The following is a 14,092-nucleotide window of genomic DNA, read 5'->3' as shown; positions in this document are numbered from 1 at the left end:
GGCCTTCAGCGGGTGGGGCGCCTAGGGTCGGCCCGTGATCATCCCCATGCTGACGGGCCTGTTGACCGGGCTGACGCTGATCATCGCGATCGGCGCGCAGAACGCTTTCGTGCTGCGGCAAGGACTCGCCCGTTCCCACGTCGGGTTGGTGGTGGCGATCTGCGCCGCCTCCGATGCGGTGTTGATCACCGCGGGCGTCGCCGGCCTCGGCGCGTTGGTCACCGCGCAGCCGGCGCTGCTGACGGTGATCCGCTGGGCCGGGGCGGCGTTCCTGATCGGCTACGGCGCGTTGGCGATACGCCGTGCGTTGCGCCCGGGGAGGCTGGTGGCCGCCGGGGAGACCGCGGGCAGCGCCTGGTCGGTGGCGGCCAAGGTGATGGCCCTGACCTGGCTGAACCCGCACGTCTATCTGGACACCGTGCTGCTGCTCGGTTCGATCGCCAGCCAGCAGGGCGATCCCGGTCGCTGGTGGTTCGCCGGCGGTGCCGTCGTCGCGAGCATCGGCTGGTTCACCGCCCTCGGCTTCGGTGCCCGAGCGCTGCGACCGCTGCTGGCGACCCCGGCCGCCTGGCGGGTGCTGGACGTGGTCATCGGCGCGATCATGATCGGCATCGCGATCAAGCTCCTGCTCGGCGGTTGACGTTCACCGGTACGTGGCTGACGATGGGTACGCCGACGCCGACCCGCGGCGCATGCGGGCGATGGGGGGCGAGATGGCGTGGACCATGCCCGACGAGGGCGAGCCGCACACGCGTACCTGGCTGGCGCTCGGCGCGACCGAGACGATCTGGGGCGACGACCTGATCGATGAGGTTTGGGAGAACCTCGCCGATCTCGCCGGAACCATCGCCGAGTTCGAGGAGGTCAGCGTCCTGGTCCGGCCGAGCGACGTCGCGGAGGCACGCGAGCTGCTGGCCCCGACGGTGCGGATCGTCGAACATGAGATCGACGATCTCTGGGTACGCGACACCGGCCCCGTCTTCGTGCGTGGCGACGGCCTCGCCGGTGTCGACTTCAACTTCAACGGCTGGGGTGGCAAGCAGGATCACGCGGCCGATGCCACGGTTGCCGCGGCCGTGATCGCGCAGGCCGGCGCCACCGCGCTGGGCACCGAGCTGGTCCTGGAGGGCGGCGCGCTGGAGGTCGATGGCAAGGGGACGGCGATCATCACGCGCAGTTGCGTGCTCAACGACAACCGCAACCCCGGCTGGTCCCAACAAGACGTCGAGGCCGAGTTGGCCCGGCTGCTCGGCATCCGCAAGGTGATCTGGCTGCCCGGTATCGCCGGCCGCGACATCACCGACGGGCACACCGACTTCTATGCCCGCTTCGTCCGACCCGGCGTGGTGGTGGCGGCGTTGGACGAGGATCCGCAGTCGTTCGATCATGAAGTCACCCGCGAGCACCTGGCGCTGCTGAACGAGGCGACCGATGCCGACGGCGGCCCGCTGGAGGTCGTGACGCTGACGGCGCCGTGGGCGATTCGCGAGGACTTCCTGACCGACGATTTCGCCGCGGGCTATGTGAACTACTACGTCTGCAACGGGGCGGTGATCATGCCCGAGTTCGGCGATCGCCGCGCAGACACGGCGGCGGCGGCGAAGCTGCGCCAGCTCTTCCCCGAGCGCGAGATCGTGCCGGTGGCGATCGACGGCATCGCCGCCGGTGGCGGGGGCATCCACTGCGCCACCCAGCAACAGCCGGCGTCGTGAGCCGCGCCGCCGAAGATCCTCGCCCCCGCCCCCGCCCCACCCCCGAATTGTTTCCGTAGTTATGCCCGCCATTCGAGCCGAATGGCGGGCATAACTACGGAAACAATTCGGGGAGAGGGGTGGGTGGAGTCGGGGTGGTGGATGGAGAGAGGGGTGAGTGGAGCGGGGGTGGATGGAGCTGCCGGGGAGAGGCGGGATGTGTGTGGCCAGCGGGGCGCGGGCTCAGCGCACGTCGTCGTCCACCCAGTCGAAGGTCTTGGTGACGGCCTTCTTCCACTGTCGCAGCAGCCGGTCGCGCTCGGCCGGGTCGAGTTGCGGCTCCCAGCGCTTGTCCTCCTGCCAGTTCTTCACCAGCTCGTCGGTGGAGGACCAGAAGCCAACCGCCAGCCCGGCGGCGTACGCGGCACCGAGTGCGGTGGTCTCGATCACCTTGGGCCGGATCACCGGGATGCCGAGGATGTCGGCCTGGAACTGCATCAGCGCGTCGTTGGCGGTCATCCCGCCGTCGACCTTCAGTTCGGTCATCCGGACCCCGGCATCGCTGTCGGCGGCGTCCAGCACCTCGGCGGTCTGGAACGCCGTTGCCTCCAGTGCCGCACGGGCGATGTGGCCCTTGTTGGCGAACCGGGTCAGGCCGACGATCGCGCCCCGGGCATCGCCACGCCAGTACGGCGCGAACAGGCCCGAGAACGCCGGCACGAAGTAGACCCCGCCGTTGTCCTCGACCGATTCGGCGAGCTGCTCGACCTCGGGTGCGGCGGAGATGATCCCGAGTTGATCACGCAGCCACTGGATAGCCGAACCGGTGACGGCGATCGATCCCTCCAGCGCATAGACCGGTTCGGCATCGCCGATCCGGTAGCAGACCGTGGTCAGCAGGCCGTTCTCGGAGCGGACGATCTCGGTGCCGGTGTTGACGATCAGGAAGTTGCCGGTGCCGTAGGTGTTCTTCGCATCGCCGCGCTCGAATGCGACCTGGCCGAAGGTCGCCGCCTGTTGATCGCCGAGGATGCCGGCGACCGGCGTCTCGCGGAGCAGTTGTGACGCGGCGACGGTTCCGTAGACCTCGGAGGAGGACTTGATCTCTGGAAGCATGGATTTCGGTACGCCGAAGGCGGCCAGGATGTCGTCATCCCAGGCGAGCGTCTTCAGGTCCATGAACATCGTCCGCGACGCGTTGGTGACGTCGGTGATGTGCACGCCGCCGTCGGTGCCGCCGGTGAGATTCCAGACCAACCAGGAGTCGGTGGTGCCGAAGAGCAGATCGCCGGCCTCGGCCTTCTCCCGCGCGCCGTCGACATTGTCCAGGATCCACTTGATCTTGGTCCCGGAGAAATAGGTGGCCAGCGGTAGGCCGACGGTGTCCTTGAACCGTTCGACGCCGCCGTCGGCGGCCAGCTCGTCGACGATCTTCTGGGTCCGGGTGTCCTGCCAGACGATCGCGTTGTAGACCGGCTCGCCGGTGTTCTTGTCCCAGACCACCGCGGTCTCGCGCTGGTTGGTGATGCCGACGGCGGCGATGTCGTGCCGGGTCAGATTGGCCCGGGACAACGCCTGCCCGATCACCTCACGGGTATTGGCCCAGATCTCGGTCGGGTCGTGTTCCACCCAGCCGGCGCGGGGCAGGATCTGCTCGTGCTCCTTCTGGCCGGACGAGACGATCGAGCCCGCGGAGTCGAAGACGATGGCGCGGCTGCTGGTCGTGCCCTGATCGATGGCAATCACGTAGTCGGCCATGGTGGCACCTCCTTGTGCGGTGGGTTCGGGTTCAGGCTGTCAGAAGAGCGCCGCGGCGGCCACCCCGGCGAGCGCACCGCCGATCAGCGGGCCGACGACCGGGATCCAGGCGTACCCCCAGTCGCTGGAGCCCTTGTGCTTGATCGGGAGCAGCGCGTGGGCGATCCGCGGCCCGAGGTCGCGGGCGGGATTGATGGCGTACCCGGTCGGTCCGCCGATGGCGATGCCGATGCCGAGCACCAGCAACGCGACCGGCAGCGGGCCGAGCTCGTTCGGCGTACCGGCCAAACTCATGATCACGAAGACCAGCACGAAGGTCGCGATGATCTCGGTGATCAGGTTCCACAGCGGGCTGCGCAACTGTGGCCCGGTGGAGAAGACGCCGAGCACATTGGCCGGGTCCTCCTCGGCGTCGAAATGCATCCGGTACGCCAACCAGACGACGACGGCCCCGATGATCGCACCGAGCATCTGGGCGGCGAAGTAGGCGAATGCCGTGCCGACCGAGGCCGGTACGCCGTCGGCGAAGTCGTCACCCTTGAGCAGCAGGCCGAGGGTGACGGCCGGGTTCAGGTGGGCACCGGACTTCGCGGCGACGAAGACACCGCAGAAGACGCCGAGCGCCCAGCCCCACGAGATCATCAGCCAGCCGCCGCCGTTGCCCTTGGACTTCGCGAGGATGGCATTGGCGACCACGCCGCAGCCGAAGATCAACAAGATCGCCGTGCCGAAGGTCTCGGCGACGAATATCTGGGGGGTCATCGTTGCTCCTCATCGATGGGGACGCCCCGACGTTAGCGCGGCTCGGCCGCCACGGCAGGCGATCGGGGCGATCGCATAGGCAAGCCTGCCCGCCGTGGCGAACGACACGCCAGTGTGGGCAGGCTGGTGGGATGAGTACCACCCATCCGGGCGAGCCGCACGTCTCGGGCTGGTCGTCGCGGCTGAACTGGCTACGGGCCGGGGTGCTCGGCGCCAACGACGGGATCGTGTCGGTGGCGGGCATCGTGATGGCCGCCGCGGGCGCGACGACCGATACCGCGCCGATCGCCATCGCGGGCGGGGCGGGGTTGGTGGCCGGTGCGTTGAGCATGGCGGTCGGCGAGTACGTGTCGGTCAGCACGCAGCGCGACAGCGAACGGGCCCTGTTGCGCAAGGAGCGCCGTGAGCTGGCCGAGCTGCCGGAGGCGGAGCTCGACGAGCTGGCCGCGATCTACCGGGACAAGGGGCTGAGCGAGAAGCTGGCGCGGGAGGTCGCGGTGCAACTCACCGCACACGATGCGCTCGGCGCGCACGCCGAGGCCGAGCTCGGGATCGATCCCGACGAGCTGGCGCGCCCCTGGCAGGCGGCCTTCGCGTCCTTGATCAGCTTCACCGTCGGCGCGCTGCTGCCGCTGCTGGCGATCTTGCTGCCGCCGCCGAGCTGGCGGATCGCGGTCACGGTCGGCTCGGTCGTGCTGGCGCTGCTGCTCACCGGCTGGATCAGCGCCCGGCTCGGCCAGGCGCCGCGCGCCCGCGCGATCGCACGCAATATCGGCGGTGGCTGCCTGGCGATGGCGATCAGCTACGGCGTCGGCACGCTGATCGGTCACGCGATCTGAGACGGCCGGGAATGATCAGGCGTCGATCCGCTCCGCATCCAATTGGTACGCGCCGTCGACCAGGAACTCCTTGCGCGGCCCGACCTCGTTGCCCATCAGCATCTCGAAGGTGGTCTCGGCCGCGGCGCCGTCGTCGACGGTGATCCGGCGCAGCGTCCGCTGCCGCGGATCCATCGTGGTCTCGGCGAGCTGGTCGGCATTCATCTCGCCGAGGCCCTTGTAGCGCTGCGGATCGTCGAACCGGACCCCCTTCTTGGTCAGCTCGGCGAGCTTGCGCTGGTACTCGTGCTCGGTGAACGTGTAGAGGTACTTCTCCTGGCCCTTGCGCGGGTTCTTCAGCTCGAAGCGGTGCAGCGGAGGCACGGCGGTGTAGACCCGCCCGGCGTCCAGCAGCGGTCGCATGTAGCGGAAGAACAGCGTGGCCAGCAGGCACCGGATGTGCGCGCCGTCGGCGTCGGCGTCGGCCATGAAGATGATCTTGCCGTAGCGGGCGGCGTCAAGATCGAAGGTACGCCCGGAGCCGGCCCCCACCACCTGGATCAGTTGCGCGCACTCGGCGTTCTTGAGCATCTCGCCGATCGAGGCGCGCTGGGTGTTCAGGATCTTGCCCTTGATCGGGAACAGCGCCTGGAACTCGCTGCGCCGCGCGGCCTGGGCGGTGCCCATCGCGGACTCGCCCTCGACGATGAACAGCTCGGTCCGGTCCACGTCGGAGGAGCGGCAGTCGCGCAGCTTGGACGGCAGGGACGACGACTCGAGCGCGGTCTTGCGGCGCTGCGCCTCCTTCTGCGCGCGGGCGGCCACCCGGGTCCGCATGGCGGCGGTGACCTTCTCGAGCACCGTCCGCGACTGCTGCTTGTCCGCGGCCCTGGTCGAGGTCAGGAAGGACCCGAGCTCGGCCTCGACCACCTTGGCCACCAGCCGCGAGACGGCCGGCGTACCGAGCACCTCCTTGGTCTGCCCCTCGAACTGCGGCTCCGCGAGCCGCACGGTGACCACCGAGGTCAACCCCTCCAGCGCGTCGTCCTTGGTGATCTCCTCGCCGTTCTTCAGCAGGCGGGTGCCGTCCAGCGTCTTGGCGATGATCTTGGTCAGTGCGCGCTCGTAGCCGGCGACGTGGGTGCCGCCCTTGGGGGTGGCGATGATGTTGACGAACGAACGGGTGACCGTGTCGTAGCCGGTCCCCCAGCGCAGCGCGATGTCGATCTCCACGTCGCGCTCGACGTCGGTCGGGACCATGGCCCCGGTGGCATCGTCCAGCATCGGTACCGTCTCGGTGAAGGTGTCCTCCCCGCGCAGCCGCAGCACCTCGGTCACGCCCTGGTCCGGGGCCAGGAACTCGCAGAACTCCGAGATCCCGCCGTCGTGCCGGAAGGACTCGGCAACCGGCTCGGGGCCCCGCGCGTCGGTGATGTCGAGCTGCAGGCCCGGCACCAGGAAACTGGTCTGCCGCGCGCGGTTGACCAACTCATCCGGCGCCAACTTCATCTCCGCACCGAAGATCAGCGGGTCCGGCCACCAGGTGATCCGGGACCCGGTGAGCCCCTTCTTGGCGCGCCGGAGCTTGCTCAGCCCCCCGCCGGGGGTGAACTTCGCGTCCGGCCCCTCGCCGGCGAAGGTGCCCGGCGTACCCCGGGAGAACGACATCCCCCAGGTCGCGGAATTGCGGTCCACCTCGACATCGAGGCGCACCGACAGCGCATTCACCACCGAGGCGCCGACGCCGTGCAGGCCGCCCGCGGCGTTGTAGGAGCCGCTGCCGAACTTGCCGCCGGCATGCAGCTTGGTGAAGATCACCTCGACGCCGGACAGGCCGGTGCGCGGCTCGATGTCGACCGGCATGCCGCGCGCGGTGTCGGCGACCGTGAGGGAGCCGTTCGCGTTCAGCGAAACCGTGATCTTGTCGCCGAAGCCCATCAGCGCCTCGTCCACGGCGTTGTCGATGATCTCCCACAGGCAGTGCATCAGGCCGCGCGTGTCGGTCGAACCGATGTACATCGCCGGGCGCTTGCGCACCGCCTCCAGACCCTCCAGCACCAGCAGGTGACGGGCCTCGTAGTCGCGGCCGCCGTCGACCTGCTTGGTCGCGGCGCTGCGCGGGCGCGCCGCCGCGGAGGTGCGGGCGGAGGGCTTCTTCGATGCGGGCTTGCTGGGCACCCGCCGAGGCTACCCGCGGGGGCCGCCGCGACGGCGTACCCACGCGGTGGGCTCACCGCGCCCCCCGACGTCCGACGTGAGATACGCCACACACCGGCTCGTGGATGTCGGTGGAATTGCCCGCAACGCCGAGTACCCTCGAATCACGACAGCCAGGCATGGGCGCCGACCGGAATAGCGCCGGTCGCGAGGGCGTTGGACTGGCGAGAGTGAAGGAGGGCCACAAGTGAGCAACACGATCGTCGACGACGCCCTGACCGCTGCTGACCGCTGCGACCGTTGCGGCGCTCAGGCATATGTCCGCGTCACCCTGGAGGGTGGCGCCGAGCTGCTGTTCTGCGCACACCACAACAAGGCCCACGAGGCCAAGCTCAAGCAGGTAGCGCTCAAGATCCAGGACGAGACCGCGCGGCTGCACGCCTGAGAGCAGTCCCACAGACCTACGGCGAGGGCCGGCACCCCGATCGGGGTGCCGGCCCTCGTCATGTCGGTACGCCCGGTCAACCGGCGGCGGGGTCAGCCGACGGCGGGCGCCGAGACCAGGGCCCCGAGCGCACGTCCGGCGTCGGCGATCTCGGCGGTGTCGCCGAGGGCCGTGGCCGGGTCGACCAGCCGCCCGTCCGGGCCGTAGGCGTCGCGGGCGAGCGTGATCGCCACATCGTCGTCGGTCAGCCGCAGGCCGATGAACTCGAGCACCGCGCGCAGTTGCGCAGCCCCGGCACCGCCGCCGCGGCCGCCGTAGCTGATGATCAGTGCGGGCTTGCCCTGCCATTCGGCGTACAGGTAGTCGATGGCGTTCTTCAGCCCGCCGGGGTAGCCGAAGTTGTACTGCGGCGTCAGGAAGACGATCGCCGCGGCGTCGCGCACGATCCGGCTCCACTCGCGGGTGTGGGCGTTGGCGTAGTCGTCGGTAGCGGCGGCCATCACCGGCTCGTCGAGCAGCGGCAGTGCCAGGTCGGTCAGGTCGACCGTGCGTACCTCCAGGCCGGTCGTCTCGGCCAGCACGGGCGCGATCTGCGCGGCGAGCTGGTCGCCGACCCGGACCGGGCGGGTGCTGCCGACCACCAACACGATGTGCGGCCGGTTCTCCGTGTTCTGTGTCATGGGATCTCCTTCGCGATCGCCCTCTGCAACGCATAACCCCCCGGAGGTATTTCCCGAGGTTGGCCGATGGCGTACGCCGACCCGGCCCCGATAACGGTTCGCGGGAACGCGCGCGGCTTGGCAGGATCGGCCGACGTGGGACACGTGGACCTGTCCGGGATCGGCCATGACCTGCCGGACGGCCGGCGGCTGCTGGACGACGTGAGCTTCCGTGTCGGCGAGGGGGCCAAGGTCGCGCTCGTGGGTGCGAACGGCGCCGGCAAGTCCACCCTGCTGCGAATGATCGCCGGCGAGCTGGACCCGCACCGGGGCACGATCTCGCGTTCGGGCGGGCTCGGCATCATGCGCCAGGCCGTGGGCAAGGGCTCCGACGACGTGCGCGAGTTGCTGTTGTCGGTCGCACCGCCGCGGGTACGCGCGGCCGCCGCCGACGTGGACCGGCTCGAACTCGCGCTGATGGAGGCCGACGACGAACCCACCCAGTTGCGGTACGCCGCGGCACTGGCGGAGTACGCCGATGCGGGCGGCTACGAGCTGGAGGTCGTCTGGGACGCCTGCTGCACCGCCGCGCTCGGGGTCGGTTTCGACCGGGTCCGCTGGCGCGAGCTGACCACGCTGTCGGGCGGGGAGCAGAAGCGGCTGGTCCTGGAGGCACTGCTGCGTGGACCCGACGAGGTGCTGATCCTGGACGAGCCCGACAACTACCTCGACGTGCCGGCCAAGGAATGGCTGGAGGGTCGGCTGGCCGAGTCGCCGAAGACGGTGCTCTTCGTCAGCCACGACCGCGAGCTGATGGCGCGGACCGCCACCCGGGTGGTCACCCTGGAGCTCGGTGCCGCGGGCAACACGGCCTGGGTCCATCCGGCCGGCTTCGGCAGCTATCACGCGGCGCGCCGCGAGCGGTTCGCGCGGCTGGAGGAGCTGCGCCGGCGCTGGGACGAGGAACATCACAAGCTGCGCGAGCTGATGTTGATGTACAAGAACAAGGCCGCCTACAACGCCGACATGGCCTCGCGCTACCGCGCGGCGCAGACCCGGCTGAAGCGGTTCGTCGACGCCGGGCCGCCGCAGGCCATCCCGCGCGAGCAGCAGGTCCGGATGCGGCTGCGCGGCGGGCGTACCGCCAAGCGGGCGGTGATCATCGAAGATCTGGAACTGACCGGCCTGATGCGCCCGTTCGACCTCGAGGTCTGGTACGGCGAACGCGTGGCCGTGCTGGGATCCAACGGCTCGGGCAAGTCGCACTTCCTGCGGCTGCTGGCGGCCGGCGGTTCCGACCCCGACACCGAACACCGGCCGGTCGGCGAGTTGATCATCGAACCGGTAGGTCACACCGGCCGCGCCCGGCTCGGCGCCCGCGTCCGGCCCGGCTGGTTCGTCCAGACCCATGATCATCCGGAGCTGATCGGGCGTACCCTGCTGGAGATCTTGCACCGCGGTGATGATCACCGCACGGGCCTGCCGCGGGAGGAGGCCTCCCGCAAGCTCGATCGCTACGAGCTCGCCGGCAGTGCGGAGCAGCCGTTCGAGTCGCTGTCCGGCGGGCAGCAGGCGCGGTTCCAGATCCTGTTGCTGGAGCTGTCCGGCGCCACGCTGCTGTTGCTCGACGAGCCGACCGACAATCTCGACGTGGAATCGGCGGAGGCGCTGGAGGAGGGACTGGCCGGCTTCGACGGGACGGTGCTGGCGGTCACCCACGACCGCTGGTTCGCCCGCGATTTCGACCGCTTCCTGGTCTTCGGTGGCGACGGGGAGGTCCGCGAGTCGGCGGAACCGGTCTGGGCCGCCGAGCGCGTGCGTCGCGCCCGATGAGGCCCGTGTTCGGCCTTGAGCTCAAGCGCGGTTGAGCGGCTAGCGTCGACGACATGCACGCACAGGTGATCGGCCACTCCTCGACAGAACTGTGGCCCAGTGGCTGCCTCGGCGTCAGCCTCTCCGGGCCAGATGCGGCCGACCCTCCCGCCTGGCTGGCCCAGCTCCCCGGGCTCGGCTACTCCACCATCTGGCTCGCCGGCGGGGCCCTGGCGACCCTCGATCCCGTCCAGCGGGTGCTCGCCGCCACCCACGAGATCGGCGTCGGCACGGCGGTCGCGCCCATGAGCGTGCACCCCGCCGATGAGCTGGTACGCCGATTCCGGGTGCTGGACGAGGCATACCCCGACCGGTTGATCATCGGCACGGGCGACGCCGGCTTCGGGCTCGCCGCCACCGAGCGCTACCTCGGCGAGCTGATTCCGGGCGTACCGCGGGAGCGGACGATGCTCGCCGCCCTCGGCCCGCGCAAGCTCGCGCTCGCCGCCCGCGCGACGGCCGGCGCGCTCCAGCTCCTGGTCACGCCCGGCCAGGTCGCCGCGACGCGCACCGTGCTCGGGTCGGACGCGTTGCTGATCGTCCACCAGGTCGCGGCGCTCGCGCCCGATCGCGCGCGGACCCGTGAGCAGATCGACGCGACGGTCGGCTTCCTCGCGCGCCTGCCCGGGTACGCCGCCAGCCTGCGTCGGGCGGGCCTGTCGCAGGCCGCGATCGACGGGCTCGGCGACGAGCTGATCGACGCGGTGACCGCCTGGGGCGGCGCGGACGACATTGCGGCCCGCGTCACCGAGCTCAGGGCCGCCGGCGCCGATCAGATCGTGTTGGACGCCTCCCTCGGCCGCGACGCCCTCGCCGCGATCGCCGAGGCGCTGGACGACACCGATCAGCCCAGCTCGGTCCGCATCCAGAACACGTCGTAGTCGTCCCACTGCGACATCGTCCAGTACAGCGGCCCGCCGGCCAGGCACCACGGATGGATGAAACCCCCGTACAGCCCCGGGTACGCCGCGGCGTCCGCGACCGGCTCGCCGTCGGTCCAGGGCCCGGTCGGTTCCGGCGCGCGGCGCACCAGGATCGCCGCCCGTCGCTCGTCCAGGTGCATCGCGAGCCAGCCGTGTTGATCATGACGGGCCACCGACAGCTCGCCGACATTGCCCGGCAGCACCGGCGCCGCGCGGTGCGCACCGCGTACCCAGTTCCGCCCGTCGAAATAGCGGTACGCCCGCCGCTGGCCGATGTCAGCCGGCCGGGTCCGGGCCACGAAGGCCGGGCCGAACCGTCCGTTGGTCGTGCCGTAGAGGTAGATCCACTCGTCGTCGCGGGCGAAGCAGCCGACCTGGAAGCGCTCGCGACCGGTCGGGTTCCACCAGCGCGCGAGCTTGCGCCAGCTCAGCCCGTCGTCGACCGAGACGGCGATCCCCGCATGGCTGGTACGCCAACGACCGGGCCCGAGCCACCTGAGGATCGACATCCAGTGCACGTAGTGCACCCCGCCGACCGTGATCCCCGAGCACGGAATGACGGTGTGCTCGATCCAGCGGGGGAGGGATCTGATCACCTGGGCGGCGATCCCGCGTTCGGGCCAGCTGACGGCGGCGTCCAACCGCAGCCCCGAACCAAGATCACGATCGGTCGAGACGGCGAGCGTGTTCTTGCGCCACTGCGCTGTTGCCGGTCCCGCGCCCGGCCCGGCCCAGCCCTCACCGTAGGTGTCGCCGAACATCACGAACACCCGCGGGTCGCCTCCGGCGCCGGGCCCGGCATCCCAGATGAAGCCCAGGTCGGTGCCGTGGATCCCGAATCGGGTGGCGGTGTCGTTGGGCTCGCCCACCCCGGTCACGCGCGACAGCCGGGTCGTCTCGACGATCTGCACGCGCCGCAGCCTATAGGTCGGCGCGCAGCACCGGCTTGATCACCAACTGCTGCAACTGGGCCGGCGACCGTGGGTTCATGCTCACGGAGCAGCGCAGCACCCCGCGCCCGGCGGGCAGGTCCCAGGACCGCTTCGACGGGTCGTCGCTGGCCGCGCCGACCGGTTCGCCGCCGAGCAGGCCTCCGAGGAAGTCGATCGCCGAGACGAGCTCGGCCTGCCGCTCGGCGAGGGTGCCGTCCTGGACCAGATTCGGCGACAGCGCGTCGCGGTCGACGGCCAGTGCGCCGAGATCGCCCGCCCCGATCGCCGCGATCACGCGGTCGGCCGCCGCCAGCGTCTCCGGCCAGGGGACGACCTCCGGCGCGTCCGGAACCACGGCCGCCAGGGCCTCGGCGCAGAACCGCGCCGGGCTGGCGTACCTGGCATTGCCGAAGCCGACGATGCCGAGCCCCGAGGCCGGGTCCCAGCGCAGGTGCGAACCGAAGCCGGGGTAGCCGCCCGAGTGGGACACCGTCCGCCCGCGCCCGGACTCCTCGATCACCAGCCCGTAGCCGTATCCCTTTCCCCACAGGTGTTCCTCGTAGGGCTCCGGCGGGTACGCCCGGACGATCTGTTGCATCTCCCGGCGGGTGGCGGCCGACAGCGGCGCGTCGTCGTCGAACCGGTCCGGGCGCCAGGCGGCGGTCAGCCAGCCCGCCCAGGCGGCAAGATCGACAACGGTGGAGAACAGGCCGCCGATCGGGGAGAACGCGCCGGGCGCGGTGTGCGGCTGCGGTTCCCACTGCCGCCCGGTCCGGGCGTACCCGGTCGCGATCGGATCGCCCATCCGCACGTCGAAACCGGTCCGGTCCAGCCCCAGCGGGTCGATGATCAGTTCGCGCACCATGGCAGTGAACGGCCGGCCGGCCGCGGCCTCGATGACCTGCCCGACCAGGGCGTAGCCGAGATTGGAGTACGCATAGCGCGTCCCCGGCCAGGCGCCGAACCGGACGCCGCTGTTGATCATGGCCCGGAACTCGTCGTCGCCGAGCGCCTCCAACCGGTCGGCCCACGGATCGTCCTTGGTCAGGCCGCCCGACATCGACAGCAGCATCCGGACGGTCGGTGGTGCGGCGCCGTCGGGAACGTCGAGGCCGACCAGCCAGTCGAGCAGGTCGGTGATCGGGGCGTCGAGGTCGAGCTGGCCGCGATCGCGCAGGGCGAGCGCGGTGGCGGCGGTGAAGGACTTGGTGATCGAGGCGATCCGGAACGCGGTGTGCTCGGTCGGCGGAGCGCCGTCGGCGCCCGCGTGCCCGAGCATTCCGGTGCCGATCAGCTTGCCGTCGCGGAACAACCCCCAGGCAAAACCCGGGGCGGAGCCGCCGGCGAACCATCGGTCAGCATGATCGGAGACGGTGGCGAGCAGGTCGGCATCGGGCCGAGCAGGATCGGACATGGCGCCCAGATTGCCATCGCGCGCCTCAGCGGTCGCGCCAGCCCTCCCCGGTGATCGCGGGGTCGAGTCCGAGCTCGGCGAACAGCGCCTGCGCGCGAGACCAGTGGGCGGCGGGCACGCTGAGCGCGATCCGCGCCCGCTCGCCGTAGTCGACCCCGTCCACGCTCAGCCCGAGCGTGGGGGCGCGGGTCCGCAAGTCGTTGTCCAGCCGGCCGATCCGGTCGAGGGCGACGCTCGCCTCGGCGTGCCGGACGAGTTCGCGTTCGCGACCACCCGCCGCGGCCAGGCCGGCGGCGGCCGCCTCGCCGTAGGCCCGCGCCAGGCCGCCCGTGCCGAGCTTGATCCCGCCGAACCAGCGGCTCACCACGACCACGACATCGCTCAGCCCGCGGGCCCGGATCGCCTCCAGGATGGGCATTCCGGCGGTTCCCGCGGGTTCGCCGTCGTCGGAGCTGCGCGTGATCTCTGCCTGCACCCCGAGCGCGAACGCCGAGCAGTGGTGCCCGGCATCGCGGTGGGTACGCCGGCACTCCTCGATCACCCGGCGGGCCGCATCCTCCTCCCCGACCCGGCGTACCGTCGCCAGGAAACGGGACTTCCGTTCGATCAGCTCCGCCGAGGCGTCGGCGCCGATGATCGAATAGCTGGTGGGCATCATGGG

General features: G+C 70.7%; 13 protein-coding genes. 6 read left to right on the top strand and 7 right to left on the bottom strand.

Going from position 1 to position 14,092, the window contains the following annotated elements:
• Positions 1–34: 34 nt before the first annotated feature.
• Entirely contained in the window at positions 35–640 is a 606-nt protein-coding gene (locus ACXDC7_RS02185) for a LysE/ArgO family amino acid transporter (protein WP_459221024.1), read from the top strand.
• A 13-nt stretch (positions 641–653) separates the two neighbouring features.
• Positions 654–1,712 carry an agmatine deiminase family protein gene (locus ACXDC7_RS02180; protein ID WP_459221023.1) on the top strand — a complete coding sequence of 353 codons (1,059 nt, stop codon included), beginning with the start codon at positions 654–656 and terminating at the stop codon, positions 1,710–1,712.
• A 222-nt stretch (positions 1,713–1,934) separates the two neighbouring features.
• Here the strand turns inward: ACXDC7_RS02180 and glpK are convergent, their stop codons facing one another.
• Positions 1,935–3,449: a glycerol kinase GlpK gene (gene glpK / locus ACXDC7_RS02175; protein WP_459221022.1), complete on the bottom strand. Its 1,515-nt coding sequence runs from the start codon at positions 3,447–3,449 to the stop codon at positions 1,935–1,937.
• Positions 3,450–3,488: 39 nt separating this feature from the next.
• The gene (locus tag ACXDC7_RS02170; protein ID WP_179445035.1) at positions 3,489–4,211 is read right to left on the bottom strand and encodes an MIP/aquaporin family protein; all 723 of its coding nucleotides are present in this window, start codon (positions 4,209–4,211) and stop codon (positions 3,489–3,491) included.
• Between the two features lie 131 nt (positions 4,212–4,342).
• Here ACXDC7_RS02170 and ACXDC7_RS02165 point away from each other — a divergent pair, with 131 nt between their 5' ends.
• Positions 4,343–5,050: a VIT1/CCC1 transporter family protein gene (locus tag ACXDC7_RS02165; protein WP_459221021.1), complete on the top strand. Its 708-nt coding sequence runs from the start codon at positions 4,343–4,345 to the stop codon at positions 5,048–5,050.
• Positions 5,051–5,065: 15 nt separating this feature from the next.
• Here the strand turns inward: ACXDC7_RS02165 and ACXDC7_RS02160 are convergent, their stop codons facing one another.
• On the bottom strand, positions 5,066–7,207 hold the full coding sequence (locus ACXDC7_RS02160; protein ID WP_459221020.1) for a DNA gyrase/topoisomerase IV subunit B: 2,142 nt from the start codon (positions 7,205–7,207) through the stop codon (positions 5,066–5,068).
• Between the two features lie 226 nt (positions 7,208–7,433).
• On the opposite strand from ACXDC7_RS02160, the gene ACXDC7_RS02155 reads away from it, so the two are divergent.
• Positions 7,434–7,631, top strand: a complete 198-nt coding sequence (locus ACXDC7_RS02155) for a DUF7455 domain-containing protein (RefSeq protein WP_179445037.1) — start codon at positions 7,434–7,436, stop codon at positions 7,629–7,631.
• Between the two features lie 92 nt (positions 7,632–7,723).
• Here ACXDC7_RS02155 and ACXDC7_RS02150 read toward each other — a convergent pair whose 3' ends face one another.
• A complete protein-coding gene (locus ACXDC7_RS02150; protein WP_179445038.1) occupies positions 7,724–8,311 on the bottom strand; it encodes an NADPH-dependent FMN reductase in 588 nt (195 codons plus the stop codon).
• A 135-nt stretch (positions 8,312–8,446) separates the two neighbouring features.
• On the opposite strand from ACXDC7_RS02150, the gene ACXDC7_RS02145 reads away from it, so the two are divergent.
• Positions 8,447–10,123: an ABC-F family ATP-binding cassette domain-containing protein gene (locus ACXDC7_RS02145; RefSeq protein WP_459221019.1), complete on the top strand. Its 1,677-nt coding sequence runs from the start codon at positions 8,447–8,449 to the stop codon at positions 10,121–10,123.
• A 53-nt stretch (positions 10,124–10,176) separates the two neighbouring features.
• Positions 10,177–11,043, top strand: a complete 867-nt coding sequence (locus ACXDC7_RS02140) for a hypothetical protein (RefSeq protein WP_459221018.1) — start codon at positions 10,177–10,179, stop codon at positions 11,041–11,043.
• Here ACXDC7_RS02140 and ACXDC7_RS02135 read toward each other — a convergent pair.
• Genes ACXDC7_RS02135 through ACXDC7_RS02125 form a run of 3 tightly spaced genes read right to left on the bottom strand, consistent with a single transcriptional unit; the run spans position 11,007 to position 14,089 of the window.
• A complete protein-coding gene (locus ACXDC7_RS02135; RefSeq protein WP_459221017.1) occupies positions 11,007–11,996 on the bottom strand; it encodes a DUF4185 domain-containing protein in 990 nt (329 codons plus the stop codon). The genes ACXDC7_RS02140 and ACXDC7_RS02135 overlap by 37 nt on opposite strands.
• Before the next feature lie 10 nt (positions 11,997–12,006).
• On the bottom strand, positions 12,007–13,431 hold the full coding sequence (locus ACXDC7_RS02130) for a serine hydrolase domain-containing protein (protein ID WP_459221016.1): 1,425 nt from the start codon (positions 13,429–13,431) through the stop codon (positions 12,007–12,009).
• 25 nt (positions 13,432–13,456) lie between these two features.
• Positions 13,457–14,089 carry an IMPACT family protein gene (locus ACXDC7_RS02125; protein WP_459221015.1) on the bottom strand — a complete coding sequence of 211 codons (633 nt, stop codon included), beginning with the start codon at positions 14,087–14,089 and terminating at the stop codon, positions 13,457–13,459.
• Positions 14,090–14,092 lie beyond the last annotated feature (3 nt).

The sequence above is a fragment of the Naumannella huperziae genome (assembly GCF_054073625.1).
The sequence above is the reverse complement of the archived record's forward strand: the minus strand, read 5'-3'. Positions and strand labels throughout refer to the sequence as shown.

Coding starts and splice junctions, on each gene's coding strand:
- glpK (WP_459221022.1), bottom strand. CDS start 3,449: ATGGCCGACTACGTGATTGCCATCGATCAGGGCACGACCAGCAGCCGC.
- ACXDC7_RS02170 (WP_179445035.1), bottom strand. CDS start 4,211: ATGACCCCCCAGATATTCGTCGCCGAGACCTTCGGCACGGCGATCTTG.
- ACXDC7_RS02165 (WP_459221021.1), top strand. CDS start 4,343: ATGAGTACCACCCATCCGGGCGAGCCGCACGTCTCGGGCTGGTCGTCG.
- ACXDC7_RS02150 (WP_179445038.1), bottom strand. CDS start 8,311: ATGACACAGAACACGGAGAACCGGCCGCACATCGTGTTGGTGGTCGGC.
- ACXDC7_RS02140 (WP_459221018.1), top strand. CDS start 10,177: ATGCACGCACAGGTGATCGGCCACTCCTCGACAGAACTGTGGCCCAGT.
- ACXDC7_RS02130 (WP_459221016.1), bottom strand. CDS start 13,431: ATGTCCGATCCTGCTCGGCCCGATGCCGACCTGCTCGCCACCGTCTCC.
- ACXDC7_RS02125 (WP_459221015.1), bottom strand. CDS start 14,089: ATGATGCCCACCAGCTATTCGATCATCGGCGCCGACGCCTCGGCGGAG.